Genomic DNA, 23488 nt, shown 5'->3' with positions numbered 1-23488 from the left:
ACGAACCATTTGACAAACCGGGAACAGGGCTTTTCGCTATCGGATCCCGGCCTCGTCCAGGGAGCCCGCTTCGGTGTTCCGGGTCCCGCCGGCTGTCTTTCCGCGGCGTCGGACGTGGGTCACATGCACCGTGCCGGCCACCAGCAGGGCCACCAGGAGCCCGCCGAATCCGAGTACGACGACGGCGGGAAGGGTGCCGTTCGCGGCCGCCGGCTCCTGCGCAACCGGGACAGCGGGCTCCGGCAGGTCCGGGACCGTGGGGGCGGGAATGTCCGCGGCGCCGGGTGGCTCTTCCGCCACCCGCCGGTGCACACGGATCCACTCGGCAATGGTTCCCAGCGGGTTGCTGGTGACCGGGGGAACATCGGCGTTCACTGCGGCATTGGCGTCCAGGATCCCGTAACCGTAGATAGTGTCCGTACCGGGGTCCCCGGCGTCCCGCGCGGTGCTGACAATCCGGTTGATCACATCTGCCGCGCTCATTTCCGGGTGTGCAGCGCGGATCAGTGCAGCGACGCCGGAAACCAGCGGCGCCGCCCCGGAGGTGCCTTCCCATTTCGCATACCGGGATGTGTTCCCGGGCATCCCCCCGATCAGGTCTTCGGCCGGAGCGGCTACCCCGATGCTGATGCCTTCGGAGGATGAATCGAAGCTCGCCTCGCCCTGCCGGTTCAGCCCGGCGACGGTGAGTACGCCCGGAATGGTGGCAGGCGCTCCCACCTGGACCATCCCGCCGCCGCGGTTGCCGGCGGCTGCGACAATCACCACGTCATTCTGTTCGGCGTAGAGGAACGCGTCATCCCAGCTCTCGGGCCAGGCGGTCGAGGAACTGCCGAGGGACATGTTGATGACCTTGGCGCCGTTGTCCACGGCCCAGCGGACGGCGGCAGGGATCTGCGTGTCAATCGGAACTCCGCCGGGATTCGTTCCGCCGATCCAGGTGGAAACGGCGAGGATCTCCGCCTCCGGGGCAACGCCGATAATGCCGTCGGGGCGCTCGGCCGGCTTGTCCTTCTCCTTGTCCTCGCCCTCCTTCTTGTCCCCTTCGCCGGCTTCCTTGTCCTCCTCGGGTTTCTCGTGCCCCCGGCCCGCCAGAAGGGTCGCCACCAGCGTTCCGTGCTCGGGTGTGGTGCCCAGGCCCTTGGCGCCCTGCGGGTCGCCCGCGCCTGATGCATCGAACCCTCCGGTGACGGCACCGGCAAGGTCGGGGTGAGTTGCGTCGACGCCGGTATCAATGACGGCCACCTTCACGCCTGCGCCCTTGGTGGTCTTCCAGGCCTCGGTCACACCGTAGTCGGTAAGCCAATACTGTTTGTCCCGCCATTCATCGGCCTGCGCCGGAGCAGGTGCCAGAAGCGGCAGCGCCACTGCTGCGCAGAGCGCTGCGGCAGCGGCCCTAAGGCGTGCTGCGCCTCCCCGGCGGCGGCCGGGGGCGGTTCCCGTTGCCCTCACGCGCTCAGCGCAATGCCGTCAAGGATGTCGTGCTCGCTGGCGAATGCCGTGGCCACGCGGCCGTCGGTCAGTTCGTCGATGCGGTCCACGATGGTGCGCCAGATCAGCGCTCCGGCCCCGATTACGTCCACGCGGCCCGGATGCATGTACGGCAATGCTGCGCGCCCGGCACGGTCCTGCCGCAGCAGGAAGTCGGCCGTTTCGTCAATCCGCTCCCGGCTCAGCTCGGTCCCGTGGATGGCCTCCGGAGAGTACTCCGCCAGGTCCAAGGCCGCGGCAGTAACAGTGGTGATCGTCCCGGCTACCCCTACCAGCCGATCGGCCTCGGCCAGCGGCACGGTGACCAGTGCGGAAGCAATCATGTCCAGGATTTCGGTGCGCGCGGACGCGATTTCGGCTTCGGTGGGCGGATCCGACGGGAGGTACCGTTCGGTAAAGCGGACGCAGCCCATGTCGGTGCTCTTCGCCGCCAGGACGCCGGAGCCGTCACCGAGGACGAACTCGGTACTGCCGCCGCCCAGGTCCACCACGAGTGTCTTCGCACCGTTGCCGTCGGCGAAGACGCTTGCCGCGCCGGCGAAGGAAAGCGCCGCTTCCTCGTCTCCGCTGATCACTTCGGGTTCAACGCCAAGGCGTTCGCGGATTCCGTCTACGAATTCCTGCCGGTTCTCGGCGTCACGGCTGGCGGAGGTGGCCACGAACCGGATACGGGAGGCACCATGCTCACGGATCAGGGCGGCATACTCATCAGCCGCGGCAAAGGTGCGTTCCAGCGCTTCCGGGGCCAGCCGTCCGGTGGCGTCCACTCCCTGTCCCAGCCGGTTCACCCGCATCAGGCGTACGACGTCGGTGAGCTGGGCTGCGCCGCCGTTGTCCCGGCTGATGTCCGCGATGAGGAGGCGGATGGAGTTGGTGCCGCAGTCGATGGCTGCAACCCGCACGCTTTCCGCGCGGCGATCTTCCTGGCCTGTCACAGTTCCCCCTCGTTCATTGCGGCATCCGTTGCCTGCCGGCGTGCAGCCTTCTTGCTCTCGAGCTCTTCCGGGCTGAGGCCCTGCGTCTTCGTGTGGCGGCTAAGGTCACGCGCCGGAGCGGGAGCCGCAGTGTCCCAAGCACCTTCGCAGTAGCAGCGGTCGGTTGTCCACCATTGTTCAATAGCGGCCAGCGCTTCGTCGCCCAGCGGATTCACACCGGGGCCGGCGGCCAGGGAGTGGCCCACCAGCACGTGCAGGCACTTCACGCGGTTGGGCATCCCGCCGGCGGAGACACCGTCGATTTCCGGTACCGGGCCGGTGCCGGTGCGCTCCCCGATCTCGTCACGGACCCGGAGGTAGTGTTCATGGGCGCTGCGGTACCGCTGCGCCAGCTCCGGGTCTTCCTCCAGCCGGCGGCTCATATCGGTCATCAGGCCGGCGGCTTCCAGCCGGGATACGGCAGCCGTGATGACCGGATGCGTCAGGTAATAGGTGGTGGGGAACGGGATGCCGTTGCTCAGCCGGGGGGCCGTGGTGGCTACCAGAGGGTTGCCACACACGCAGCGTGCGCCGATTTCGACGACGTCGCGCACCGGGCGGCCAAGCTGCCGGCTCAGGGTTTCCAGGTCTTCCTGGGTGGGGGCGAGCTGGTCCTGGGTCATGCAGGAGGTTCCTTCCGTGGGGGCCGGCGAGGGCCCCGGGCTGCTTCTTCTATCAGCCTCCAGATTACTGTGCCGTGGCGGATTTCTTGACCGAGTCCCACAGCGAATCGACCCACTGCAGGTCTTCGGGCTCCTCTTCGGCAGCAAGCTCCTCTGCTTGTTCCACACCGTTTTCGCCCTTGACCAGGTACCGTTTCTCCCCCGGCATCACCAGGAAAATTCGGTCCCGCGCCTGCTGCTTGATGTAGGCAGGGTCTTCCCAGCGGCCAAGCTGGACTTCCAATTCGGCCTGTGTTGCTTGAGCCTCGGCAATCTCCGACTTCATCACGGCGATCTCCGAGCGCTGCTGGAGGTACGTCCGTACCGACGGTGCGAGCAGGACGGTGATGGCCACCATCACCATTGCCAGGACCAGCAACCGTCCGGAGAACGCCTTAGCTGGTACGGGACGCAGCTCATCGGGCTCTTCCACCTCCGGCACAGCTGCGGGGGCTTTGGCTTCGGGTGCAGGATCGGACTTGCGGCGGATCGCGCCGGAAAGCTGGGAGCGCACTGCTGCGCGGGCGTCCGATGCCGACAACTTCCCGAAGCGCTGGTTCCCCGGCCGGGCGCCGGCCTTCGAAGCTTCGGTTTTCCGGGGTGCCGGCTGCTTTGCGGCAGCCTTCGGGGCTGCTGCAGTCTTCGGGGCGGCAGCCTTCGGGGCCGATGGTTTCTTGACCGCAGCCTTGGGGGCAGCCGGCTGCTTAGCCGCAGCCTTCGAGGCGGCAGCCCTGGGGGCCGCAGCCTTCGAGGCGGCCGGCTTCGCCGTCACCGGTTTCGACGCGTTGCCTCCGCTGGCTTTTACCCTGTCCGGGTTCGCTGGGGCCGCGGGCCGGGGCACCTTGGGGCGTCGGGTTGGCATGCGCTTCCTGTCTAAATCGGTGCTGTCAAAAAGGGCGGGGCAGGCGGCAAAAAACAACCGCGGGCGGGTTCCCTCCTATGAGGTTACCCACCCGCGGTGTTTGGAGCCTGTTCCGCAACGCCTACCGTCCCGGAATCGGGCCGGCATCCGCTGCGGCGGTACGGCTACTTGGCGTTGAAGCGCGGGAAGGCGCTGCGCCCTGCGTAGCGTGCGGCGTCGTCCAGCTCCTCTTCGATGCGCAGCAGCTGGTTGTACTTGGCCACGCGCTCGGAACGGGCCGGAGCACCGGTCTTGATCTGGCCGGCGTTGGTGGCAACGCAGATGTCGGCGATCGTGGTGTCTTCGGTCTCACCCGAGCGGTGGGACGTGATGGTGGTGTAGCCGGCGCGCTGGGCCATGGTGATGGCATCCAGGGTTTCGGTCAGGGTGCCGATCTGGTTGACCTTCACCAGCAGCGAGTTCGCGGCGTTGTTCTTGATACCGGTTTCCAGGCGGGTGGGGTTGGTGACGAAGAGGTCATCGCCCACAATCTGCACCTTGTCGCCGACGGACGCGGTCAGGGTCTTCCAGCCGTCCCAGTCTTCTTCGTCCAGCGGGTCCTCGATGGAGACCAGCGGGTAGTCGCGGACCAGTTCCTCGTAGTACGCGGACATTTCGGCTGCGGACCGGTTCTGCCCCTCGAAGACGTACGAGCCGTCCTTGAAGAATTCGGAGGCTGCCACGTCCAGGGCCAGGGCGATGTCGTTGCCCGGTACGTAGCCGGCCCGCTCGATGGCTTCGATGATCAGGTCCAGGGCTGCACGGTTGGAGGGCAGGTTCGGAGCGAAGCCGCCCTCGTCGCCGAGACCGGTGGAGAGGTTCTTTTCCTTCAGCACGGACTTGAGGTTGTGGTAGACCTCAACGCCCCAGCGCAGTCCCTCGGAGTAGGTCTGGGCGCCCAGGGGAACAATCATGAATTCCTGGATGTCGACGTCGGAATCGGCGTGCGAACCGCCGTTCAGGATGTTCATGAGCGGCACGGGCAGGATGTGCGCGTTGGGACCGCCGAGGTAGCGGTACAGCGGCAGTGCAGCGGATTCGGCGGCGGCACGGGCGACGGCGAGGGAGACGCCGAGGATGGCGTTGGCGCCCAGGCCGGACTTGTTCTCGGTGCCGTCCAGGTCAATCATGGCCTGGTCGATGGCACGCTGGTCGGCGGCGTCGAACCCGAGCAATGCCGGCTGGATCTGTTCGATCACGGCTTCAACGGCCTGCAGTACGCCCTTGCCCTGGTAGCGGTTCTTCTCACCGTCACGGCGTTCGTTGGCTTCGAAAGCGCCGGTGGAGGCGCCGGAGGGAACAGCCGCGCGGCCGAAGGTGTCGTCGTCGAGCAGCACCTCCACCTCGATGGTGGGGTTGCCGCGGGAATCAAGAATCTCGCGGGCATGGATGGCATCGATGATGGCCATTGAATTGCTCCTGTTCATTGGAACGAATGGGGAGAAAACCGCAGACCTGCCTGGCCGGCAGGTTCCGGTGTCTGCCTCTTAGCCTAATAGAATCACGGCTCCGAGTAAGGCCCGGTGAGCTGAATCACGGATATCGAGGATCTCTTCCCGCAGGCCGGCGCCGCGGAATCAGGCGCCTGTGTCTTCCGCTACGTACCGGCGGACCGCCGCCCGCAGGGCCGCCTCGGCGTCAAGTCCCTGCTCCGAGGCGCGGCGGACCAGCGAAAACAGGACATCGCCAAGCTCGTTTTCGTCGGAAAACTCCGCGTTGGAGGCCGGCGCCGGTGGATCCGGGTGTCCGGCACGGCGGGCCCTCGAAAGGGTCTTGGCGGCCAGGAGGAGTGCGGGCAGGCCTGCTGGAATTCCTTCGAACGGCGAAGTCCGGGAGGGCGTCTCGGCCTTCTTCGCCTCGTCCCATGCCTGTTCAATTGCCGCAATACCGGAGTCATCGCGCTCTTCCCGGAGACTGCCGTCGGGACGGAAGACATGCGGGTTGCGGCGGATCATCTTGGCAGTAAGGGAATCGATCACGTCCGCGACGGAGAAGCTGCCGGATTCCTGCTGCAGGCGGGCATGCAGCATCACCTGCAGCAGCACGTCGCCGAGTTCGCCGCGCAGTTCCGCAGCGCGCACGGGACCGGACGTTCCGCCCTCCACCGCTTCAACGAGCTCGTACGTTTCCTCCACGAGGTACTCGAGCAGGGATTCGTGGGTCAATGCCCCGGTCCAGGGACAACGTTCCCGGAGGGCACCGATGACCTCGGCGAGGCGGGTGAACCGCTCACCGAGGCCATCGGGAAGGGGGATTTCAGCCACGGGCGCGGTTGAACCCCTCGGTGACGTAGGCCGAAAGCGCTGCACGCTCGTCCAGCGGCAGGAACGCCGCGTTGACGGCGTTCATCGTCAGTTCCAGGACATCGTCGAGGTCGTAGTCGAAGGTGTCCATCAGGAGCTCGAACTCGCCGGTGAGCGTCACCGAGCTCATCAGCCGGTTGTCCGTGTTGACGGTGACGGCGAAGCCCGTCTGGTAGAGCAGGTCGATCGGGTGGGTCTCGATGTCCTCGCCGAAGGAGGCAACGGCACCGGTCTGCAGGTTCGAGGACGGGCACACCTCCAGGGCGATACCGCGGTCGCGGACCCAGTTCGCCACCCGGCCCATGCTCACGATGCCCACTTCGGGTTCGTCCGGCGTGCCGTTGTCCTCGAACTCGACGTCGATATCCTCGGCAATCCGCACGCCGTGACCGAGCCGCAGCGCCCGGCCGTGTACCAGGGCATCCACGATGCTCTCGATTCCGGCTGCTTCTCCGGCGTGGACCGTGGCCGGGAACTGGTTTTCGGCCAGGTAGGTGAAGGCGTCCTTAAACCGCGAAGCCGGGAAGCCGTCTTCCGGACCGGCGATATCGAAGCCCACGGCGCCGGAGTCGCGGTGCCGCACGGCCAGCTCGGCGATTTCCATGGCACGGTCCGCGTGCCGCATGGCGGTGATCAGCTGGCCCACCTGGATGAACCTTCCGGCGGCTTCCGCGTTCGCAACGCCTTCTTCGATGCCGGCCTGCACCGCTTCGACGGCTTCGTCCAGGCTCAACCCTGCCTGCACATGCTGTTCCGGCGCCCAGCGGACCTCCGCATAGACCACTCCGTCAGCTGCGAGGTCTTCGACGAATTCGCGGGCCACCCGCACCAGGCCCTCGCGCGTCTGCATGACGGCGATGGTGTGGTCGAAGGTTTCGAGGTAGCGCTCCAAGGATCCGGAGTCCGCCGAATCGCGGAACCACTCCCCCAGCGCGGCGGGGTCGGTGCTCGGCAGGGTATGGCCGACGGCGGCGGCCAGCTCAATGATGGTGGCCGGACGGAGGCCTCCGTCAAGGTGATCGTGCAGCGATACCTTCGGCAGGCTGCGCACGTTGAGGGAAGAGGATTCGGGGAGGTTTGTAGGCTCAGTCACACGGCAACTCTACGGTGTTTCAGGCGGCCTTCTGCGTGCTCTCGTCGTCATCGGCGTTCGGCATGTCGTCCGCTGCCGCGTGTGCCGTCCCCGCTGCGGAGCCCCGGACCATGGTGATGATGCGGTCGATGATCAGGCCCAGGACAAGGGCACCGGTGACACCCACCACCACACCGAGCAGGTGGTGCTCGTTGAACCAGGCACCGGCTATCGCGCCGATAGCCACGCTGTAGGCAGCCCAGACAATCCCGGAGATCGCGGTCAGGGAGATGAACCGGCGTCGCGGGAACCCTGTCGCGCCGGCGGTGAGGTTTACTACCACCCGGCCAACCGGGATGAACCGGGCCACCAGGATCAGCGACATGGAGCGTTTGTCGAGTTCATGGCGCGCCCACGTGAAGGAACGGCGCATCTTCGGCGTGCGCATCCAGCGGAACCTTTCGGTTCCGATCCAGCGGCCCAGCAGATAAGCGAGGTTGTCGCCCAGGAAGGCGCCCAGGGCCGCTGCGGGAATGATCAGCCAGATATTCACGCCGGCGCCGCTCAGCGCAAGCGATGCCAGTGCGACTACCAGGGACTCGCTGGGCACCGGCGGGAAGAAGCCGTCGATCAGGCAGCAGGCCAGGAGCCCGATGTAGACCCACGGCGAACCCGCTGTGGAGAGGATGAAGTTGTTTATGCCGTCCACTGTGGCACTGAGAACGTCCAACAGCTGCCGCTCCTTGAGTTAGCTACCTAGGTCCCTTACAAGCATGCCACGCAGATACCAATGCCTGCGGCGCCCCCTCCCGGCGAGGCGCACCCACGCCGACCCCGACTCCCGGAGGGCCCCGGAGGGCCCCGGAGGAAGGCGGCTTTAATATTTCCTGCGAGCTCTGCGAGCACGGAAATTTCGTTGCCGCCGTTCCGGGGCCCGTAGGGCGCCGGAGTCTGGAGGGCGCCGGAGTCTGGAGGGCGCCGCCGCCCCGAACCCCGAATCCCCTAGCTGATCCGGTCGATGATCAGCTTCCGGGCCGGACGCGACCCCTCGGGAGCAATGACGACGGCGTCGGTCAGTGCCTCGCGGGCCCGGTCGAACTTTTCGGGGGTGTCGGTCAGCAGCGTCATCAGCGGCTCACCGGCCCGGACGGTGGCGCCCGGCTTGGCATGCATTACGACGCCGGCTCCGGCCTGGACCGCGTCTTCCTTGCGGGCACGGCCGGCACCAAGGCGCCAAGCTGCAACGCCTACGGAGAGGGCATCGAGTTCCACCAGTACGCCGTCTGCGGGCGCGTAGATGGTTTCGGATTCGCGGGCCACGGGAAGCGCAGCATCCGGATCGCCGCCCTGCGCGGAGATCATCCGGCGCCAGACGTCCATTGCGCGGCCGTCCTTCAGTGCTGCTTCCGGGTCGGCATCGGGCTGCCCGGCGGCCGTGAGCATCTCCCGGGCGAGGGCCAGGGTGAGTTCCACGACGTCCTCGGGTCCGCCGCCGGCAAGGACGTCCACGGATTCCTGCACCTCGATGGCGTTGCCGGCTGTCAGGCCCAGCGGTGTGGACATGTCGGTCAGCAGGGCCACCGTGTTCACGCCGGCGTCCTTGCCCAGGGCCACCATAGTCTCGGCCAGTTCGCGGGCGCGGGCCTCGTTCTTCATGAACGCGCCGCTTCCGACCTTGACGTCAAGCACCAGCGAACCGGTGCCTTCGGCGATCTTCTTGCTCATGATCGAGGAAGCGATCAGCGGGATGGCTTCCACGGTTCCCGTAACGTCGCGCAGCGAGTACAGCTTCTTGTCGGCCGGAGCCAATCCGGCACCGGCTGCACAGATGACCGCGCCGACGTCGCGCAGCTGGGCCATCAGGGCGTCATTGGTCAGTGCGGCCTGCCAGCCGGGGATGGCTTCGAGCTTGTCCAGGGTGCCTCCGGTGTGGCCCAGCCCGCGGCCGGAGAGCTGCGGGACGGCAACACCGAAAACGGCCACCAGGGGTGCCAGCGGAAGCGTGATCTTGTCCCCCACACCGCCGGTGGAGTGCTTGTCCGAAGTGGGTTTCCCGAGGGAGGAGAAGTCCATCCGCTCCCCCGAATTGATCATGGCGGTGGTCCATCGGGAGATTTCCGCGCGGCTCATGCCGTTGAGCAGGATTGCCATGTTGAGTGCGGCCATCTGTTCATCCGCAATCGCTCCGCGGGTGTACGCGTCGATGGTCCAGTCAATCTGTTCCGGGGTCAAGGTGCCCCGGTCCCGCTTGATCCCGATGATGTCTACGGCGTCGAACTTTTCAGCGCTCATGTTTATTTGTCCTGCCCTTCGAGGTGCTGCGGTCCAAAAGCATCCGGCAGGACTTCGTCCATGCTTCTGATGCCGCTTACTGTCATCAACTGCATGCCCGGTGCCCGGAATTCGTAGAGCAACTGCCGGCAGCGGCCACACGGCATCAGGACATTGCCGGATCCGTCCACGCAGGCGAAGGCGGCTAAGCGGCCGCCTCCGGTCATGCGCAGCTGGCTGATCATCGAACATTCTGCACACAGAGTCAGCCCGTAGGAGGCGTTTTCGATGTTGCAGCCGGAAACAACCCGGCCGTCGTCGGTAAGCGCTGCGGCACCTACCGGATACTTCGAGTAGGGCACGTAGGCGTGGGCCAGGGCCGCGCGTGCGGCTTCCAGGAGCTGGTCCCAGTCCACCTGGCCGGGGGTCGTCTGTGTCATGTCTTCCTTCCAATTGGGTTTCCGGTCCGGTCGGACCGGAAACCAAGAGGGACCTGCCGCCGGTTTCCCGGCAGCAGGTCCCCCTGAGAGCTATCCCTTGATGTAGGGCACGCCGCTGGCAGCCGGTCCACGGGACCTGCCCACGACGCCGGCCACCGCGAAGATCGTCACGACGTAGGGCAGCATCGACAGGAACTGGCTGGGCACCGGGGTGCCCAGCAGGCCCAGGACGTACTGCAGGTTCGTGGCAAAGCCGAACAGCAGGGCCGCGGCTGCGGCGCCGAGCGGGTTCCAACGGCCCAGGATGAGGGCCGCGAGGGCAATGTAGCCCTGGCCGCCGGTCATGTCCTGGCCGAAGCTGGAGACCGATACGAGGGTGAAGAACGAGCCGCCGACGCCGGCCACCGCGCCGGCGAGCAGCACGTTGGTGAACCGGGTCCGGTTGACGTTGACGCCCAGGGTGTCGGCCGCCTTGGGGTGTTCTCCCACCGCACGGGTACGCAGGCCCCAACGGGTGTGGAACAGCCCGAAGTAGACTGCGGCAACAGCGAAGTACATCAAGTAGCCGATCAGCGACTGATCGAACAGGATCGGTCCGATGATCGGAATGTCGGCCAGGAACGGGATCCGGATGTTCGGCAGGCGCGGCGCCGAGTTCAATTCCGACGGGTTCGCGCTGAGCACGGTGGAGAAGAGGAAACCGGTGAGGCCGGACACCAGCACGTTCAGCACAACGCCCACGATGACCTGGTTGACCACGTACTTGATGCTGAAGACTGCCAGCACCAGGGAGACGAGCACACCGGCAACGGCTGCTGCCAGCAAACCGACGAAGGCACTGCCGGATACGGTGCCGGCCACTGCGGCGGCAAAGGCGCCGAAGAGGAGCTGGCCCTCGATGGCGATGTTGACCACGCCGACGCGTTCACACAGGACACCCGAAAGCGAACCGAAGATCAGCGGCACGGCCAGGGTGATGCTGCCGGCCAGGAGTCCGTAGAGGGCAATGTTGGGCGTGCCTGCACTGCCGACGGACCAGGAGAGGAACGCCGCCACGAATACGACGCCGAAAATAACCGGGAGCCAGAGCGGCAGGCGCCGCCCCGACCGGACGAGGACAAAGGCCCAGGCAGCGGCCAGGACGAGCACGATTGCGCCTGCCCAGCCGAAGGCCTTGGCGGAGAACACCAGGTCCGGCAGCGTAATGGCTGCCCCGGGGTCGGTCAGTCGGAAGGTGACATCGGTGGCCGGAGCCCCGAGGGCGAAGAACACCAGGGACAGCAGGGCGAGCACGCCCAGCAGGATGGGTGTCTTCCAGCTGCGCACGAGTGCGGCCGGCGCCGGGTTTGGCGCGGCGGTGGTGGTGGTTGCGGTGCTCATGCTGCTCCTCCGGCGGCTGCGGCGGGCTTGCGGGTGGAGCGGAAGGCTCCGGGCGGCGGGATCCTGAACAGCGAACGCACCAGCGGCGGGGCCGCGATGAACAGCACGATCAGGGACTGGACCACCAGGACAATGTCGATGCTGGTACCGGTGTTGGTCTGCATGGCGACACCTCCGGCGCGGAAGGCGCCGAAGAGCAGGCCGGCAGCGAAGGTTCCCCACGGCGTCGAACGGCCCAGCAGCGCCACCGTGATGGCATCAAAGCCGAAGCTGGCAGCCACGTCGGTGGTCAGCACACGCTCGGTTCCGGAGACCTGGGACACGCCGGCGAGGCCGGACAGGGCGCCGGCGATGAGCATAACCACCACGTAGCCCTTCGTGGTGCTGATGCCGGCGTTCCGGGCGGCGTCGGGGTTGGCACCCACGGCACGCAGTTCGAACCCGATGGTGGAGCGATTGAGCAGCCACCACACGAAGACCGTGGCTGCGATCGCCAGGATGAAGCCCCAGTGCAGGCGGAAGTCCGCGCCGAACAGCTTGGGGAACATGGCACTGTCAGCCAGCAGCGGGCTGATCGGGTTGTTGCTGCCCTCTCGCTGGAAACCGGGAGTGGTGAGCAGGAACGCGACCAGTTGGATGGCCACATAGTTGAGCATGATCGTCACGATCACCTCGTGGGCACCCGTGCGGGCCTTCAACAGACCGGCAATGCCGCCCCAGATGGCTCCGCCGAGCAGGCCGGCGATGATCACCAGGAGGATGTGCAGCCCTGCGGGCAGCTGCCAGGTGAACCCGACCCACGCCGCCAGTGCGGCACCGATGATGATCTGGCCCTGCGCACCGATGTTGAACAGGCCGGCACGGAACGCCAGCGCCACGCCAAGGCCGGCGCAGATCAGCGGGGTGGCGGTGGTCAGCGTCTGGGTGAGGGGGTAGATCGCACGGGTGAAGGTCTCAGCCTCCAGATTGATGATCGACCCCTGGAAGAGCGAGTAGTACGCTCCGGCCGCCGCGTCCCAGGCTGCGGCGAAGAAATCGCCGGGACGGCTGAACAGGTAGCCGGCTGCCTCAGTGGCTTCCTCATTGGTCAGGGCGATCAGCACCCCGCCCACAACCAGGGCCATCAGGACGGCGAGGACGGATACCAGCCCGTTTCCGGTCACGATCCGCTCGAGGACGCCGCGCTTGGCGTCCGGCTCCGGCGTGATGGTGCTGCCGACGGCGGCGGCGGGCGGCGCCAGCTGCCCTCCGGCGGTCTCCGCAGCTACTTCGAGGCGTGCCTCGTCGGCAGCCGAAGTCTTGCGGTCTGGTGCTGGCCCACCAGTGGTGGACTTTTCCGGGCTCACTGCGCCCCTCCCTCAATAATTGGTGTTTCCTCGGGCGCGGCCTCGCGGGCCAGCGCCTCGTCGGCGGTCATGCCGGCCATCATCAGGCCCAGCACATTCCGCGATGTGCCGCCGGGCACAATGCCCATCAGGCGGCCGCCGTACAGCACGGCAATACGGTCACCGAGTTCCAGGACCTCGTCCAGTTCGGTGGACACGATCATCACCGGCGTGCCGGCTTCCCGTTCGGCGATGATGCGCCGGTGCAGGAATTCGATTGAGCCAACGTCCACCCCGCGGGTGGGCTGGCTGGCGATGAACAGTGAGAGCGGCCGGGACAGTTCCCTGGCCATAACCACCTTCTGCTGGTTACCGCCGGACAGTGTGCCCGCCGGGGTGGCCGCAGTCTGGGTACGGATATCGAACTCGGTGATCTTTTCCTCGGCGTTGGCGCCGACCACTGCAGGCTTCATCGAAAGGCCGCGCGCAAACGGCGGCTCGTCATAGCGGTTGAGGACCAGGTTTTCGGCTACCGAGAAGGTGCCGACCAGTCCGTCCACGTTGCGGTCCTCGGGCACGAAGCCGACGCCGGCGTCGATGATCTTGTGGGTCTTCATGCCCACGAGTTCCCGTCCGTCCAGCTTGATGGAGCCGGTCACGTGTTCCTGCAGGCCCATAACCGCTTCGGTGAGCTCGGTCTGGCCGTTGCCCTGCACACCGGCAATGGCCAGGATTTCGCCCTTGGCAATGCCGAAGCTCAGGCCGTTAACCACTGGCTGGCCGCTCGCGGAGACAACCGTGAGGTCCTGTACCCGGAAGGTCTCTTCGCCCGGGACGGCCGGAGCCTTGTCCAGGCTCAGGCTGACCGAGCGGCCCACCATCAGTGCTGCCAGTTCCGTGGTGCCGGCGCTGGGTTCTGCGGAGCCGACTACCTTGCCGCGGCGGATTACCGTGATGACATCGGATACGGCCTTGACCTCGCGGAGCTTGTGCGAGATGAAGACGACGCCCTTGCCGTCACTGGTGAGCTGGCGCATGATGCCCAGCAGTTCATCGGTTTCGCGCGGGGTAAGTACGGCGGTCGGTTCGTCGAGGATCAGGACTTCTGCGTCCCGGATCAGCGCCTTGATGATTTCCACGCGCTGCTGGACGCCGACGGGCAGGTCTTCCACGAGGGCGTCGGGGTCGACGTCGAACCCGTACTGGTCCGAGATCTCCCGGATCCGGCGGCGGGTGTCGTCAAGGTTCAGCATGCCGGCGAACCGGGTTTTTTCGTTTCCGAGGGCCACGTTTTCGGCCACGGTAAAGACCGGTACGAGCATGAAGTGCTGGTGCACCATGCCGATGCCGGCGGCCATGGCGTCCGAGGGGCCGCTGAAGGTTACCGGGCGCCCGTCGATGAGGATTTGTCCCTCGGTCGGTTCGTAGAGGCCGTAGAGGACATTCATCAACGTCGATTTACCGGCGCCGTTCTCGCCGAGCAGGCTATGTACCTGCCCCGGCTCGACCACGAGGTCGATGTGGTCATTGGCTACCAGCGAACCGAATCGCTTGGTGATGCCTTGAAGCTCGAGTTTCACAAAACCCCAACCAATCTGTTCTAAAAAGTGCTGTGTGGGAGGTAGGGCTGTCCGGCACAGACAAACCGCCATGTCCGGCAGTCGCAACTGCGGGGCATGGCGGTTGTCTGAGGGCAGTTCGGTCCGCTGCTACTGCTTCGGGCTGGACTCGGATTCGATCGTGATCTCACCGGAGATGATCTTGGCCTTCAGGTCCTCGACCGCGGACTTGACGTCTTCGGGGACGTTGGCTTCCTGGTCGTGGAACGGTGCCAGGTCGACGCCGCCGTTCTCCAGGGTGCCCACGTACGGCTCGGCGCTGAAGTTGTCATCGGCGGACTCGGTGATGACGTCCTCGACTGCGTCGCCCATCAGCTTCATGACCGAGGTCAGGATGAATTCCTGACCGATTTCGGCGGTCTCGTATCCGTCGGAGTCAACCCAGACGGCGCGGACGTTCTTGCCGCCTTCGTTGGCCTCGACCACGGCCTCCATGGTGCCCAGGCCTACCGGACCGGCGACGGGCATGATGACGTCGGCGCCTTCGTTGATGAAGTTCTGCGTCAGGGTCTTGCCTGCGGCACGGTTGTCGAAGCTGTCGACGAAGGAGTCTGCGCCGAGGAGCTTGACGTCTGCGCCGTTCTCCTTGTTGAAGTGCTCAACGCCCTGGGCGAAGCCCTCCATGAAGATGGTGACGGTGGGGATGTTCATGCCGCCGTAGGTAGCGACGGTGCCGGTCTCGGAGGAGCCTGCAGCGACGTAGCCCGCAAGGAAGGCAGCCTGGGCCGTGTCGTAGATGATCGGCTTGACGTTGTCGAGCTCGATGGCGTTGTCATCGACGATCGCGAAGTTCACGTCGGGGTTCGCTTCGGCGGCGGCCTTCGTGGCGTCGGAAAGCAGGAAGCCAACGGTCACGGTCAGGTCGCAGCCGGCCTGGACCATGCTGTCCACGTTGTTCGTGAAGTCGGTGGGAGCCTGGGACTCAGCGTCGCGGGTCTCGATGCCCAGCGAATCCTTCGCCGCCATCAGGCCTTCGTAGCTGGACTGGTTGAAGGAGCGGTCATCCCAGCCGCCGGCGTCGGAGACAATGCAGCCGGTGAAGTCGCTGTTGGCTGCTTCGGAGCCGCCTTCTTCCTCTTCCGGTGCAGCACCGCAGCCGGAAAGCAGGAGAGCTGACACGCCGAGCATGGCGGCGGAGACGCCTGCGTTGCGCTTAAAGCTGCGCGGGTAATTCTTCAATGTTCCTCCAGAAAAGAAATGGTTTTCGCCGAACGGTGCCCTTTCAAGGTGCAGCGTGTGGCGCAGCGCTCCGTCCGTCGTTGGACCGCAGCAACATAACCATAATGTGTCGGAGGCAACACCAAGTCCAAATCCGGTGCTGGTGGAACATTGTTTACATGTTGTTATCAAACGGGCACTTCCGGCCGGAACCGGACTGATATGGTCCCGCCCCGGCCCCATGGGCAGCGGCAGCCCCTATTGTGTCGCCAGGTTACGCGGCCCGCAGGGCCGGAACGGGCGCCGCTGATTCAGTGCCGCAGGCCCCGGGCGGCGCGGAGGGCGGCAGCCGCCATCACGCTTACGCCGCAGCCGATAGCCCGTTCATCCGGGTTGTAGTCTCCGCGGTGCAGATCGAACGTTTCCCCGCCCGGTGAACGTGTGCCAAGCCGCATCAGGGCGCCCGGAACCGCCTGCGTCATCCAGGCGAAGTCCTCCCCGCCCATCGACTGCGGGGCCAGCACGACGGCGTCTTCGCCCAGTTCGGCGCGGGCCGCCGCCTCAATCAGGCTGATCTCGGCGTCGGCGTTAATAACCGGGGGAACGCCCCGGATGTGCTCCAGATGCACGTCGACGCCGAACGGCGCCGCGATTTCCCGCACCACCTTGTCCAGCAGCTCGCCGGCGGCGTGCCAGGCCTCGGCGTCGAGGCAGCGCATGGTGCCGGCCATGAATCCGTGTCCGGGAATGGCATTGGGTGCGGAACCCGCGTGCATCTGTCCCCACACCACGGAAACACCGCTGCGCACATCGATGCGGCGGGAGAGTACGGCCGGAACACTGACGGCAATCTCGGCCAGCGCGAAGACCAGGTCCTCGGTCAGGTGCGGGCGGGAGGTATGCCCGCCGCGGCCGGTGAGTTCGATCCGGATGGTGTCCGACGCCGAGGTAATCGCGCCGATGCGGGTGCCCACCTGCCCCACATCCACCCGGGGGTCGCAGTGCAGGGCCAGGACGCGCGGGACTCCGTCCAGGGCTCCCTGCTCGATCACCGAGAGGGCACCTCCGGGCATGACTTCTTCGGCCGGCTGGAAGATGACGCGCACCCGTCCGCCCAGCTGGCCGGCGGCGTCGAACCCTGCGAGCACCTTGGCTACGCCGAGCATCACCGTGGTGTGGATGTCATGGCCGCAGGCATGGGCTATGCCGGTGTTTTCCGAGGCGTACGGCAGTCCGGTCTCCTCCAGCACGGGAAGGGCATCGATATCCGCCCGGACCGCCAGGCGCACGGGGCCCTCACCGATGTCCACCACAACGCCCGTGTTGTCGAGCCGCTTGGGCGTCAGGCCTGCATGCTCCAGGGCTTCGACAATGCGGTCGGTAGTACGGAATTCCTTATGCGAGAGCTCGGGATGCGAGTGCAGGTCCCGCCGGAACTCGATCAACCCGCCCAGGAGCGGCGCCACGCTCCCCTGTATTGAGGGGATTGGCGAATTGCTCAAAGGGATTGTCTGCACAACCTCAAGGTTAGCCAATTCCGGAGCCAAAGCGGGAATGTGCGACGCCGGAAACGACGCCGCGTGACGGTGTTCCGCGGACGAGCTACAGGACGTCGGTGTCGCCGCTGGCCTTCAGGTGTTCCACGGCTTTCTTGACTTCCTGCGCGTGCTCCTTGGTGGTCACCAGCAGGGCGTCGGGTGTGTCCACGATGACAATGTCCTCGATCCCGATCAGCGCAATGACACGCTTGGTATCGGAGACGACTATCCCGGAAGCGTTTTCAGAGTAGACGCGGGCGCCCTCCCCCATCACCGTCAGGTTGCTGTTTTCCGCTGCGGGGTTCAGCCGGCCGATCGCGGCGAAGTCGCCTACATCGTCCCAGCTGAAGGCGCCTGGGATCATTGCGACGTCGCCTGCTGCGGCAGCCGGTTCAGCGACGGCATAGTCAATGGCAATCTTGGGAAGTGTGGGCCAGACCCGACGGACCACTTCGCGGCGCCGGGTGGTGTCCCAGGCGTCGGCGATTTCCATCAGGCCGGAGTAGAGCACGGGCTCGTTGGCTTCCAGGTGCTTGAGCATCAGGTCCACCGGGGCCACGAACATTCCGGCGTTCCAGCTGTAGCTGCCGCTGTCCAGGTATGTCTGCGCAACGTCCGCTGACGGTTTTTCCACGAACTCGACCACGGAGCGCGCGCTCGGTGCGCCGGCAACGCGGAGCTGCTCGCCGGCGCGGATATAACCGAATCCGGTGGATGGGTGCGTGGGTTCGATGCCGATGGTGACGATATATCCCTGCGCCGCGGTGTGCACGGCTTCCCGGACGGCGGCTTGGAAGACCTCCACGGGGGCAATGACCTGGTCTGCGGCGAAGGATCCCATGATGATCTGCGGATCCCGCTTGTAGAGGATCGCCGCTGCAAGGCCGATCGCTGCGGCCGAATCCTTCGGCTCGAGTTCCAGGACCAGGTTCTTGTTGGAGATCTCGGGCAGCTGCTGCCGCACGGCCTGCCGGTGCACGGCCCCGGTCACCACCATGACGCGGTCTCCGCTGAGCGGGCTCAGGCGCTCGTACGTGGCCCGGATAAGGGTGGAACCCGAACCTGTCAGGTCATGCAGGAACTTGGGTGCGGCCGCACGGGAAAGTGGCCAAAGGCGCGTCCCGACGCCGCCCGCCGGGATGACTCCGTAAAAACGGTCAAGAACGGCGGACGCAGTATCTGCTTGTGGCTTTTCGTTACTCATCACAGCCAAGATTAGCCCAGCCTGTCGGCGAGCATCAGGAACCACCCCTGATACAGGGTTTTCGTTGCGGGTTCAATGTAATCAGCGTCACACCATAGGCGAACCTAAATTGAAACCCCGGTCACGCAAGCCTAGATTATGGTAGAGCTTATATCGCTGTCGCACCGGCGTCATCACTGCGTGGAACACGCGCTAACGCCGCTGCGATGCAGGGAGGAAAATTCAGTGTCGAAGTTACCAGCAGGCACTCTCTACCGTGGCCGTGAGGGCCAATGGTCGTGGGTTGTGCACCGTATCACCGGCGTGGCGATCTTCTTCTTCCTTTTGGTCCACGTTCTGGATACGTCTTTGGTGCGCGTTTCGCCGGAGGCCTACAACGTGGTGATCGAATCCTACAAGAACCCGATTATGGGCATCGGCGAGCTTGGTCTCGTTGCTGCCATTGTGTTCCATGCCTTCAACGGCCTGCGTGTAGTCCTGATCGACTTCTGGAAGAAGGGGCCCAAGTACCAGCGCCAGATGCTCTGGGGCGTTGTTGCCCTGTGGGCCGTTACGGTTATCGGCTTCTCTATTCGCCACCTGCCCAACGTCTTCGGGGGTTAATAACCAATGAGCACATCCACTAACGAAGCGCACGCCCTCGAAGCACCCCGGTCAGGACGCATCGCCCCGCGCTACACGCGCAATTCCTCGGGCCGCGGCAACTTTGAAATGCTTGCGTGGCTGTTCATGCGCGTCTCCGGCGTGATCCTTGTTGTCCTGATCTTCACGCACCTGTTCATGAACCTGGTCCTGGGCGACGGCATCCACGCCGTCGACTTCGGCTTCGTTGCCGGCAAGTGGGCGAGCCCGCTGTGGCAGGTCTGGGACCTGGTCATGCTGTGGCTGGCCATGCTGCACGGCACCAACGGCGTCCGCGTCATCATCAACGACTACGCAGACAAGAAGGCCACGCGCATGTGGCTCAAGACTGTCCTCTATGTCGCGACCTTCGTGATCATCGTGCTCGGCACCCTGGTGATCTTCACCTTTGACCCCTGCCTTGCAGGCGCCTCGGCTGAGACGCTCCAGGAGTTCTGCGGCGCCAGCTAACGCCGGCGCAGGACAACCAGGGTACGCCCACGAATTTCTAGTAGTTTCAACAGAAAGAGCATCTGCTATGCAGGTCCATAAGTACGACGTCGTCATCGTCGGCGCAGGCGGCGCCGGTATGCGTGCCGCCATCGAATCAGGTCAGCGGGCACGTACGGCGGTACTGACCAAGCTGTACCCCACCCGCTCCCACACCGGTGCGGCGCAGGGCGGCATGTGCGCGGCCCTGGCCAATGTCGAAGAAGACAACTGGGAATGGCACACCTTCGACACCGTCAAGGGCGGTGACTACCTGGTGGACCAGGATGCAGCCGAGGTCATGGCCAAGGAAGCCATTGACGCCGTGCTGGACCTGGAAAAGATGGGCCTGCCGTTCAACCGCACGCCCGAAGGACGCATCGACCAGCGCCGCTTCGGCGGGCACACCCGTGACCACGGCAAGGCACCCGTACGCCGTGCGTGCTATGCCGCAGACCGCACGGGCCACATGATCCTGCAGACGCTGTACCAAAACTGCGTCAAGCACAACGTTGAGTTCTACAACGAGTACTACGTCCTGGACCTCATCACCGTCGTCGACCTCGACGGCCAGAAGCGGGTAGCGGGTGTCATTTCCTATGACCTCGCCACCGGCGAGCTGCACATCTTCCAGGCCAAGTCCGTCGTGTTCGCCTCCGGCGGCGCCGGCAAGGTCTACAAGACCACGTCCAACGCACACACCCTCACCGGTGACGGCATGGGCATCGCCTTCCGCCGGGGCATTCCCCTGGAGGACATGGAGTTCATCCAGTTCCACCCGACCGGCCTGGCCGGGCTGGGCATCCTCCTCTCCGAGGCCGCCCGCGGCGAAGGCGCCATCCTCCGCAACTCCGAGGGTGAACGCTTCATGGAGCGCTACGCCCCCACCATCAAGGACCTGGCGCCGCGTGACATCGTGGCCCGTTCCATGGCCAATGAGGTACGCGAGGGACGCGGCTGCGGCCCGAACAAGGACTACGTCCTGCTGGACCTGACGCACCTGGAACCGGCACACATCGATGCGAAGCTTCCGGACATCACCGAGTTTGCCCGCACCTACCTCGGTGTGGAGCCCTACACCGAACCGGTGCCGGTGTTCCCTACGGCGCACTACGTGATGGGCGGCATTCCCACCAACATCAAGGCCGAGGTACTCCAGGACAACGACACGGTAATCCCCGGACTGTACGCGGCCGGCGAAGTCGCCTGTGTGTCCGTACACGGTTCCAACCGTCTGGGCACCAACTCGCTGCTGGACATCAACGTCTTCGGCAAGCGGGCCGGCATCTACGCTGCCGAATACGCCCTAACCGCCGATTTCGTCGATCTGCCGGAGAACTCCGAAATGGACACGGTCAACCTGCTGGACCACGTCCGGAATTCGGAAGGCACCGAGCGTGTCTCCGAAATCCGCCGGGACCTGCAGAACACCATGGACCTGAACATGCAGGTGTTCCGCACCGCGGAAACCATCCAGCAGGTCCTGAAGGACATCGCTTCCTTCGAGGAGCGTTACCAGAAAATCAGCGTCCAGGATAAGGGCAAGCGCTTCAACCTCGACCTCCTCGAGGCCGTGGAGCTTGGCTTCCTCCTGGAACTGGCAAAAGTCATGAGCGTTGCCGCCCTGCACCGCACGGAATCCCGCGGCGGACACTTCCGCGAGGACTTCCCGGAGCGCGATGACGAGAACTTCATGAAGCATTCGATGGCCTACAAGGTTGACGAAGCCGAGAATACCGAGCACACCGCCGGCATCCGGTTGGACACCAAGCCGGTCATTTTCACGCGCTATGAGCCGATGGTGAGGAAGTACTAATGACAACCGAAATCGCCGAGCCGGCCTCGAAGGTGGAGCTCCCCGAGTCAATCGGCGGAGAGATCCCCTCGTTCGAAATCACCTTGAAGGTCCGTCGCTACAACCCCGAGGTTTCCGACGAAGCCTACTGGGATGAGTGGAAGCTGACCATGTACGGCACGGACCGCGTGCTGGACGCACTGCACAAGGTCAAGTGGGAGCACGACGGCTCGGTTTCGTTCCGCCGTTCCTGCGCCCACGGTGTCTGCGGCTCCGATGCCATGCGCATCAACGGCCGCAACCGCCTGGCCTGCAAGACCCTGCTGAAGGACCTGGACACGTCCAAGCCCATCCTCGTCGAGCCCATCAAGGGCCTGCCGGTGGAAAAGGACCTGATCGTGGACATGGAGCCGTTCTTCCAGTCCTACCGCGAGATCATGCCGTTCCTGGTGACCAAGGGCCACGAGCCCACGAAGGAACGCCTGCAGTCCGCCGAGGACCGTGAGCGCTTCGACGACACCACCAAGTGCATCCTCTGCGCCGCGTGCACGTCCTCCTGCCCCGTCTTCTGGACCGACGGCCAGTACTTCGGCCCGGCGGCGATCGTCAACGCGCACCGCTTCATCTTCGATTCGCGTGACGACGCCGGAGATATGCGCCTGGAGATCCTGAACGACAAGGAAGGCGTGTGGCGCTGCCGCACCACCTTCAACTGCTCGGAAGCATGCCCCCGCGGCATCCAGGTCACCAAGGCCATTTCAGAGGTCAAGCAGGCCATCCTGGCCCGTTCCCTCTAAGTACTTCCCTGCGTTAGGCGCCGGCAAGCGGATTTCCCCGCTTACCGGCGCCTTTTGCGTACTCGATAGAGTTGCTCCATGCCTTCGTTTGAATCTGTGTCCTTTTCCGGCGTCAACGGGACCACCCTCTCCGGAACCCTTGATGTCCCCGACGGCGGAGCCCGCGCCTGGGCGGTCTTCTGCCATGGCTTCACGCTGGGAAAGAACAGCGCCGCGGCCTCCCGGATCTCCAAGGCCCTGGCCGGCCACGGCATCGGAGTGCTCCGCTACGACGCCGCGGGGCTGGGCAGCTCCACCGGCAGGTGGGAAGACGGCAGCTTCAGTACCAAGGTGGCAGATGTGCTCAGTGCCTGCGGCTTCATGGCGGACAGCGGACGCCCGGTCTCCCTGCTGGTCGGACATTCGCTCGGCGGCGCCGCCGTCCTGGCGGCCGCTTCACGGGTTCCCGGACTGGACGCCGTCGTCACCATCGCCGCGCCCTTCCGTCCCTCACATGTAGTCCACCTCTTCGAATCAGAGTTGGACCGGATCCACGAACAGGGATCGGCAGCTGTGGATCTGGGCGGCGGGGAACTGGAAATCCGCCGGCACCTGATTGAGGACCTGCGGGGTCATGACCTCACGGACAGCATCAAGGAGCTGCACCTGCCCCTGCTGGTGATGCACTCCCCCACCGACAACACCGTGGGCATAGACAACGCGAGCGAGATCTTCCGGACGGCGCGGCATCCCCGGAATTTCATTTCGCTGGAAGGCAGCGACCACCTGATGGTGGACCGGGCCCAGACAGCACGTGCCGCGGCAATCATCGCCGCATGGGCCGGCACCTATCTGGATCTGGGCAGGGAGTCCTAGTCCGGCTGCTTCCCGGATCCGAGCCGGACGTGCTCCTGCAGCTTCCACAGGCCGGTGGCATCGTGCTCGTAAAGGCCCACGCAGTCCACCGTAAAGCCTGCTGAATAGCTGTCCAGCCGGCGAACGGCTTCGTCCATGCTCTGCTCGCTGACATCGTGCGCCACCGTAACGTGCGGGTGGAACGGGAACGCCAGGTCCCGGGCCAGCGGGCCGCTCTGGAGCTCCTTATGCAGTGCCGTGCACTCATCGAAGCCCTCGTCGACGTTCAGGAAGACCACCGGCGATACCGGCCGGAACGTGGCGGTCCCCTCCAGCGTCACCCGGAACGGTTCCTGCGCCGCGGCAACTTTGCGCACATGCTGCAACGTCGCTTCCCAGTCGTCCGTTTCCGTGGTCGTGACCAAGGTGATGTGGGCAGGGATCAGCGCCGCCATGGGATCTCCGAAGGATGCCCGTGCCGCCTTCAGCTCGCTCGCCATCGGCTCCGGAACCGCAATCACTATCCCCACGCAGCGCGCATCGCACGCAGGAGCGTGGCTGCCGTTCATGCTGCCTGCTGCCATGGCCTGGTCGTAGGATTCGGAGATTCTCAT

At 65.3% G+C, this 23488-nt stretch carries 22 protein-coding genes; 5 read left to right on the top strand and 17 right to left on the bottom strand.

Annotated features, from left to right (window positions below; all coding sequences use genetic code 11):
- Nucleotides 1–36: 36 nt before the first annotated feature.
- From N2K99_RS04330 to N2K99_RS04255, 16 genes are all read right to left on the bottom strand, one after another.
- On the bottom strand, nt 37–1452 hold the full coding sequence (locus tag N2K99_RS04330; protein ID WP_396127069.1) for a S8 family serine peptidase: 1416 nt from the start codon (nt 1450–1452) through the stop codon (nt 37–39).
- A complete protein-coding gene (locus tag N2K99_RS04325) occupies nt 1449–2426 on the bottom strand; it encodes a Ppx/GppA phosphatase family protein (RefSeq protein WP_227933994.1) in 978 nt (325 codons plus the stop codon). Before N2K99_RS04325 ends, N2K99_RS04330 begins: the two co-directional genes overlap by 4 nt.
- Nucleotides 2423–3088, bottom strand: coding sequence for a DUF501 domain-containing protein (locus N2K99_RS04320; RefSeq protein ID WP_227924235.1), 666 nt, complete (start codon nt 3086–3088; stop codon nt 2423–2425). The genes N2K99_RS04325 and N2K99_RS04320 overlap by 4 nt, the downstream gene beginning before the upstream one ends.
- Before the next feature lie 64 nt (nt 3089–3152).
- A complete protein-coding gene (locus N2K99_RS04315) occupies nt 3153–3989 on the bottom strand; it encodes a septum formation initiator family protein (protein WP_227933993.1) in 837 nt (278 codons plus the stop codon).
- Nucleotides 3990–4153: 164 nt separating this feature from the next.
- Complete coding sequence (gene eno, locus N2K99_RS04310) at nt 4154–5437, bottom strand: phosphopyruvate hydratase (RefSeq protein WP_227924233.1); 1284 nt, start codon at nt 5435–5437, stop codon at nt 4154–4156.
- A 168-nt stretch (nt 5438–5605) separates the two neighbouring features.
- Nucleotides 5606–6292: a MazG nucleotide pyrophosphohydrolase domain-containing protein gene (locus N2K99_RS04305; protein ID WP_308036429.1), complete on the bottom strand. Its 687-nt coding sequence runs from the start codon at nt 6290–6292 to the stop codon at nt 5606–5608.
- Nucleotides 6285–7424: an adenosine deaminase gene (locus tag N2K99_RS04300; protein ID WP_227924232.1), complete on the bottom strand. Its 1140-nt coding sequence runs from the start codon at nt 7422–7424 to the stop codon at nt 6285–6287. The genes N2K99_RS04305 and N2K99_RS04300 overlap by 8 nt, the downstream gene beginning before the upstream one ends.
- A gap of 19 nt (nt 7425–7443) precedes the next feature.
- Nucleotides 7444–8112 carry a DedA family protein gene (locus tag N2K99_RS04295; protein ID WP_227924373.1) on the bottom strand — a complete coding sequence of 223 codons (669 nt, stop codon included), beginning with the start codon at nt 8110–8112 and terminating at the stop codon, nt 7444–7446.
- 293 nt (nt 8113–8405) lie between these two features.
- Nucleotides 8406–9695 carry a thymidine phosphorylase gene (locus N2K99_RS04290; RefSeq protein WP_227933992.1) on the bottom strand — a complete coding sequence of 430 codons (1290 nt, stop codon included), beginning with the start codon at nt 9693–9695 and terminating at the stop codon, nt 8406–8408.
- Nucleotides 9696–9697: 2 nt separating this feature from the next.
- Nucleotides 9698–10114, bottom strand: a complete 417-nt coding sequence (locus N2K99_RS04285) for a cytidine deaminase (RefSeq protein ID WP_227933991.1) — start codon at nt 10112–10114, stop codon at nt 9698–9700.
- A gap of 90 nt (nt 10115–10204) precedes the next feature.
- On the bottom strand, nt 10205–11494 hold the full coding sequence (locus tag N2K99_RS04280) for an ABC transporter permease (protein WP_227924229.1): 1290 nt from the start codon (nt 11492–11494) through the stop codon (nt 10205–10207).
- Nucleotides 11491–12840 carry an ABC transporter permease gene (locus N2K99_RS04275; protein ID WP_374200063.1) on the bottom strand — a complete coding sequence of 450 codons (1350 nt, stop codon included), beginning with the start codon at nt 12838–12840 and terminating at the stop codon, nt 11491–11493. Before N2K99_RS04275 ends, N2K99_RS04280 begins: the two co-directional genes overlap by 4 nt.
- A complete protein-coding gene (locus N2K99_RS04270) occupies nt 12837–14399 on the bottom strand; it encodes an ABC transporter ATP-binding protein (protein ID WP_227924228.1) in 1563 nt (520 codons plus the stop codon). Before N2K99_RS04270 ends, N2K99_RS04275 begins: the two co-directional genes overlap by 4 nt.
- A gap of 129 nt (nt 14400–14528) precedes the next feature.
- Nucleotides 14529–15617: a BMP family protein gene (locus N2K99_RS04265; RefSeq protein WP_374200062.1), complete on the bottom strand. Its 1089-nt coding sequence runs from the start codon at nt 15615–15617 to the stop codon at nt 14529–14531.
- A 290-nt stretch (nt 15618–15907) separates the two neighbouring features.
- Nucleotides 15908–17098, bottom strand: a complete 1191-nt coding sequence (locus tag N2K99_RS04260; protein WP_227933990.1) for an amidohydrolase — start codon at nt 17096–17098, stop codon at nt 15908–15910.
- 100 nt (nt 17099–17198) lie between these two features.
- A complete protein-coding gene (locus N2K99_RS04255; RefSeq protein ID WP_227924226.1) occupies nt 17199–18338 on the bottom strand; it encodes a mannose-1-phosphate guanylyltransferase in 1140 nt (379 codons plus the stop codon).
- Between the two features lie 225 nt (nt 18339–18563).
- Here N2K99_RS04255 and sdhC point away from each other — a divergent pair, with 225 nt between their 5' ends.
- From sdhC to N2K99_RS04230, 5 genes are all read left to right on the top strand, one after another.
- The gene (gene sdhC / locus N2K99_RS04250) at nt 18564–18941 is read left to right on the top strand and encodes a succinate dehydrogenase, cytochrome b556 subunit (protein WP_227924225.1); all 378 of its coding nucleotides are present in this window, start codon (nt 18564–18566) and stop codon (nt 18939–18941) included.
- 6 nt (nt 18942–18947) lie between these two features.
- Entirely contained in the window at nt 18948–19430 is a 483-nt protein-coding gene (locus tag N2K99_RS04245; protein ID WP_227924224.1) for a succinate dehydrogenase hydrophobic membrane anchor subunit, read from the top strand.
- Nucleotides 19431–19497: 67 nt separating this feature from the next.
- Nucleotides 19498–21264 carry a succinate dehydrogenase flavoprotein subunit gene (gene sdhA, locus N2K99_RS04240; RefSeq protein WP_227933989.1) on the top strand — a complete coding sequence of 589 codons (1767 nt, stop codon included), beginning with the start codon at nt 19498–19500 and terminating at the stop codon, nt 21262–21264.
- Complete coding sequence (locus N2K99_RS04235; RefSeq protein WP_227914227.1) at nt 21264–22040, top strand: succinate dehydrogenase iron-sulfur subunit; 777 nt, start codon at nt 21264–21266, stop codon at nt 22038–22040. The genes sdhA and N2K99_RS04235 overlap by 1 nt, the downstream gene beginning before the upstream one ends.
- 78 nt (nt 22041–22118) lie before the next feature.
- Complete coding sequence (locus tag N2K99_RS04230; RefSeq protein ID WP_227924222.1) at nt 22119–22895, top strand: S9 family peptidase; 777 nt, start codon at nt 22119–22121, stop codon at nt 22893–22895.
- On the opposite strand, the gene N2K99_RS04225 is transcribed toward N2K99_RS04230, so the two are convergent.
- Nucleotides 22892–23488 carry a 2'-5' RNA ligase family protein gene (locus N2K99_RS04225; RefSeq protein ID WP_308036427.1) on the bottom strand — a complete coding sequence of 199 codons (597 nt, stop codon included), beginning with the start codon at nt 23486–23488 and terminating at the stop codon, nt 22892–22894. The genes N2K99_RS04230 and N2K99_RS04225 overlap by 4 nt on opposite strands.

The organism is Arthrobacter sp. zg-Y1110 (assembly GCF_025244865.1).
Taxonomy (GTDB): domain Bacteria; phylum Actinomycetota; class Actinomycetes; order Actinomycetales; family Micrococcaceae; genus Arthrobacter_B.
This window is presented reverse-complemented; position numbering and strand designations above follow the sequence as displayed.

Coding starts and splice junctions, on each gene's coding strand:
- N2K99_RS04320 (WP_227924235.1), bottom strand. CDS start 3,088: ATGACCCAGGACCAGCTCGCCCCCACCCAGGAAGACCTGGAAACCCTG.
- N2K99_RS04315 (WP_227933993.1), bottom strand. CDS start 3,989: ATGCCAACCCGACGCCCCAAGGTGCCCCGGCCCGCGGCCCCAGCGAAC.
- eno (WP_227924233.1), bottom strand. CDS start 5,437: ATGGCCATCATCGATGCCATCCATGCCCGCGAGATTCTTGATTCCCGC.
- N2K99_RS04290 (WP_227933992.1), bottom strand. CDS start 9,695: ATGAGCGCTGAAAAGTTCGACGCCGTAGACATCATCGGGATCAAGCGG.
- N2K99_RS04285 (WP_227933991.1), bottom strand. CDS start 10,114: ATGACACAGACGACCCCCGGCCAGGTGGACTGGGACCAGCTCCTGGAA.
- N2K99_RS04280 (WP_227924229.1), bottom strand. CDS start 11,494: ATGAGCACCGCAACCACCACCACCGCCGCGCCAAACCCGGCGCCGGCC.
- N2K99_RS04255 (WP_227924226.1), bottom strand. CDS start 18,338: ATGAGTAACGAAAAGCCACAAGCAGATACTGCGTCCGCCGTTCTTGAC.
- N2K99_RS04245 (WP_227924224.1), top strand. CDS start 18,948: ATGAGCACATCCACTAACGAAGCGCACGCCCTCGAAGCACCCCGGTCA.
- sdhA (WP_227933989.1), top strand. CDS start 19,498: ATGCAGGTCCATAAGTACGACGTCGTCATCGTCGGCGCAGGCGGCGCC.
- N2K99_RS04235 (WP_227914227.1), top strand. CDS start 21,264: ATGACAACCGAAATCGCCGAGCCGGCCTCGAAGGTGGAGCTCCCCGAG.
- N2K99_RS04230 (WP_227924222.1), top strand. CDS start 22,119: ATGCCTTCGTTTGAATCTGTGTCCTTTTCCGGCGTCAACGGGACCACC.
- N2K99_RS04225 (WP_308036427.1), bottom strand. CDS start 23,488: ATGAGAATCTCCGAATCCTACGACCAGGCCATGGCAGCAGGCAGCATG.